This is a genomic window from Aminobacter sp. HY435 (assembly GCF_027568395.1).
GTDB lineage: Bacteria > Pseudomonadota > Alphaproteobacteria > Rhizobiales > Rhizobiaceae > Aminobacter.
In genome coordinates this window covers 2,501-6,507 of sequence record NZ_JANKZL010000022.1, presented here as the reverse complement: position 1 = coordinate 6,507, position 4,007 = coordinate 2,501, and the positions used below count along the sequence as shown (strand labels likewise).

Sequence of the window (4,007 nt, the reverse complement as noted above, 5' to 3'; positions counted from 1 at the left end):
GACGCAAAAACGCCCGCGCGAGGCGGGCGTTTGTTTGTTTTGTTTGGCTGGTTTGGCTTTGCGGCCGGCGGCCTGCCGGTTTTGGCCTTATGGTCGGGGGAGGCTGCGCTGCGTGTCGGGCATCGGCGCCGCGGATGGTCCGGCCGGTGCGCTTGTATTTGTGATTTTGAGGACTGTTGGTTGCGGGGGTTGGATTTGAACCAACGACCTTCAGGTTATGAGCCTGACGAGCTACCGGGCTGCTCCACCCCGCGCCATTTCGAGCTGTCCTGGCGTTTCGGACTTGTCGTGCCGGATGCGGGGGACTGGTCCCGACCTGGCGGGGCTGCTCGGCCCCTTGTTGAACTCTTGCGCCGGGTTTTTTCCGGCTTTTTTCCGCAGGCTGCGGCTGTTTTTTTGCGATCTGCCGGGGTTGTCGGCAACACAAAGGGCCGCTTGCGCGGCCCGCCGGTCCCGTTTTCGGGCCGTATCGTACAGAGAAGATCTAAACATGCGCTTGGCAGACCTGGCAGCGACTTACTCTCCCGCGTCTTGAGACGAAGTACCATCAGCGCTGGAGCGTTTCACGGCCGAGTTCGGAATGGGATCGGGTGCAGCCGCTCCGCCATAACCACCAGGTCGGCAAAGCGCATGTTTAATCGAGAAGCTGTTTTTTGTGCCTTGGCGACGTTTGCGATCGGCTTTCGGGCAAGGCCCGCAAGCGCGACTGCGCGTCGCCAGTCGTCCGGCGCCCTCGCGGAGCATAGGGCCGTAAGGCCCGCTCATGCGTGAGCGCTGGTAAGCGATGATCCCCTTGGGATCACACGGTGAACATTAGGAATGAGAACGATCAAGCCTATCGAACTATTAGTACCGGTAAGCTTCATGCGTTGCCGCACTTCCACACCCGGCCTATCAACGTGGTCGTCTTCCACGGTTCTCAGGGAATACTCGTTTTAAGGTGGGTTTCCCGCTTAGATGCCTTCAGCGGTTATCCCGTCCGGATATAGCTACCCTGCTATGCGGCTGGCGCCACAACAGGTCCACCAGAGATCCGTCCATCCCGGTCCTCTCGTACTAGGGACAGATCCTTTCAATATTCCTACACCCACGGCAGATAGGGACCGAACTGTCTCACGACGTTCTGAACCCAACTCACGTACCGCTTTAAATGGCGAACAGCCATACCCTTGGGACCTGCTCCAGCCCCAGGATGCGATGAGTCGACATCGAGGTGCCAAACAACCCCGTCGATATGGACTCTTGGGGGTCATCAGCCTGTTATCCCCGGCGTACCTTTTATCCGTTGAGCGATGGCCCTTCCACACGGGACCACCGGATCACTATGACCGACTTTCGTCTCTGCTCGACTTGTCAGTCTCGCAGTCAGGCAGGCTTATGCCATTGCACTCAGCGAACGATTTCCGACCGTTCTGAGCCCACCATCGCGCGCCTCCGTTACTCTTTAGGAGGCGACCGCCCCAGTCAAACTACCCACCATACATTGTCCCGGACCCGGATAACGGGCCGCGGTTAGACATCCATAGAGATAAGGGTGGTATTTCAAGGGTGGCTCCACCAAGGCTGGCGCCCTGGCTTCAAAGCCTACCACCTATCCTACACATGCCACTACGAATGCCAATGTAAAGCTATAGTAAAGGTGCACGGGGTCTTTCCGTCTAACCGCAGGAACCCCGCATCTTCACGGGGAATTCAATTTCACTGAGTCTATGCTGGAGACAGCGGGGAAGTCGTTACGCCATTCGTGCAGGTCGGAACTTACCCGACAAGGAATTTCGCTACCTTAGGACCGTTATAGTTACGGCCGCCGTTTACTGGGGCTTCGATTCAAAGCTTGCACCTCTCCTCTTAACCTTCCAGCACCGGGCAGGCGTCAGACCCTATACGTCGTCTTGCGACTTCGCAGAGCCCTGTGTTTTTGATAAACAGTCGCTACCCCCTGGTCTGTGCCACCCTCACCCTGCTTGCGCAGGAAAGGGTCACGCTTCTTCCGAAGTTACGCGTGCAATTTGCCGAGTTCCTTCAGCATAGTTCTCTCAAGCGCCTTGGTATACTCTACCAGTCCACCAGTGTCGGTTTCGGGTACGGTCTATAATGGAGGAGCTATTTCCTGGAACCACTCCGCTGCGGGGATCAATCCAATAAGACCCCACAACATACGTGATCCGTCACTTCCTCCAGGCCCACGAATATTAACGTGGTTCCCATCGTCTACGCATTTCTGCCTCGACTTAGGGGCCGGCTAACCCTGCTCAGATTAGCTTTAAGCAGGAACCCTTGGACTTTCGGCGGGGGTGTCTCTCACACCCCTTACGTTACTCATGTCAGCATTCGCACTTCTGATACCTCCACGGCCCCTCACAGGTACCGCTTCGTCAGCTTACAGAACGCTCCGCTACCGCTTGCAGCAAGCTGCAAACCCTAAGCTTCGGTGCATGGCTTTAGCCCCGTTACATTTTCGGCGCAAAGACCCTTATTTAGACCAGTGAGCTGTTACGCTTTCTTTAAATGATGGCTGCTTCTAAGCCAACATCCTGGTTGTTTTGGGATCCTCACATCCTTTCCCACTTAGCCATGACTTGGGGACCTTAGCTGTAGGTCAGGGTTGTTTCCCTTTTCACGACGGACGTTAGCACCCGCCGTGTGTCTGCCGACTAGTACTCCTGGGTATTCGGAGTTTGGTTAGGTTTGGTAAATCGGTGAGATCCCCTAGCCCATCCAGTGCTCTACCCCCCAGGGTATTCGGTCGACGCTCTACCTAAATAGATTTCGCGGAGAACCAGCTATTTCCGAGTTTGATTGGCCTTTCACCCCTAGCCACAAGTCATCCCGAACTATTGCAACAGTTATGGGTTCGGACCTCCAGTAAGTGTTACCTTACCTTCATCCTGCTCATGGCTAGATCACTCGGTTTCGGGTCTAATGCGACGAACTGAACGCCCTGTTCAGACTCGCTTTCGCTGCGCCTACACCTACCGGCTTAAGCTTGCTCGTCACACTAAGTCGCTGACCCATTATACAAAAGGTACGATGTCACCATTTCAGGCTCCATCTGTTTGTAGGCAACCGGTTTCAGGTACTCTTTCACTCCCCTTGTCGGGGTGCTTTTCACCTTTCCCTCACGGTACTAGTTCGCTATCGGTCATGCACGAGTACTTAGGCTTGGAGAGTGGTCTCCCCATGTTCAGACAGGATTTCACGTGTCCCGCCTTACTCAAGGACGATTGATCGCATTACGCGTACGGGGCTGTCACCCACTATGGCCCTACTTTCCAGAAGGTTCCGCTTGTCTCTCAATCGCCACTGGCCTGGTCCGCGTTCGCTCGCCACTACTTGCGGAGTCTCGGTTGATGTCCTTTCCTACGGGTACTTAGATGTTTCAGTTCCCCGCGTTCGCCACTTTACCCCTATTTTATTCAGGGTAAGTTACCTATTAACGATACTTGTAAACCACAACAGCCACCAAGCATAAGCTTGCCGACTGCTCTGATTTTACAAGTACCTTAGGTGGGTTTCCCCATTCGGAAATCGTCGGATCAAAGGGTATTCGCACCTCCCCGACGCTTATCGCAGCGTATCACGTCCTTCATCGCCTGTGCATGCCAAGGCATCCACCAATTGCCCTTAAGACACTTGATCGTTCTCATTGCCAATGCTCACCGCGCAAACCCGCAGGGTTTGTCGCGCCACAGCGCAATCTCGAAGAGATTGTCGCCACAACACGACCCCGAATGGGTTGCTTGATGCCATCGGCACAAAAAGACCAGCTTCTCGAGATCGGTCCGGGGGCAGCGGTTAGGCAAGCCCATCATATGCGGGAGATTGAGCGTCTCACCGCGACAAACCATCTTCATCACCGCATGGGCTCTTTCAACAAGGCATGGCAGCCTCATCTTCCAAGCTCACACTCCGAGGATGGAGTCCGAACAAATCTTCTCTTTACAATGTCAAACAGAACAAGCGGCAGCTCCAGGGAGCGAACCACAAATCTTGGTTTTGAATGATCT

1 tRNA gene and 2 rRNA genes are annotated in these 4,007 nt (G+C 54.9%); all 3 read right to left on the bottom strand.

The window, feature by feature from the left end:
• Positions 1–177: 177 nt before the first annotated feature.
• Positions 178–254 (bottom strand) — tRNA-Met (locus tag PCJ21_RS22020).
• Positions 255–503: 249 nt separating this feature from the next.
• Positions 504–618 (bottom strand): 5S ribosomal RNA (gene rrf, locus PCJ21_RS22015).
• Positions 619–825: 207 nt separating this feature from the next.
• Positions 826–3,639 (bottom strand): 23S ribosomal RNA (locus tag PCJ21_RS22010).
• Between the last annotated feature and the right edge of the window lie 368 nt (positions 3,640–4,007).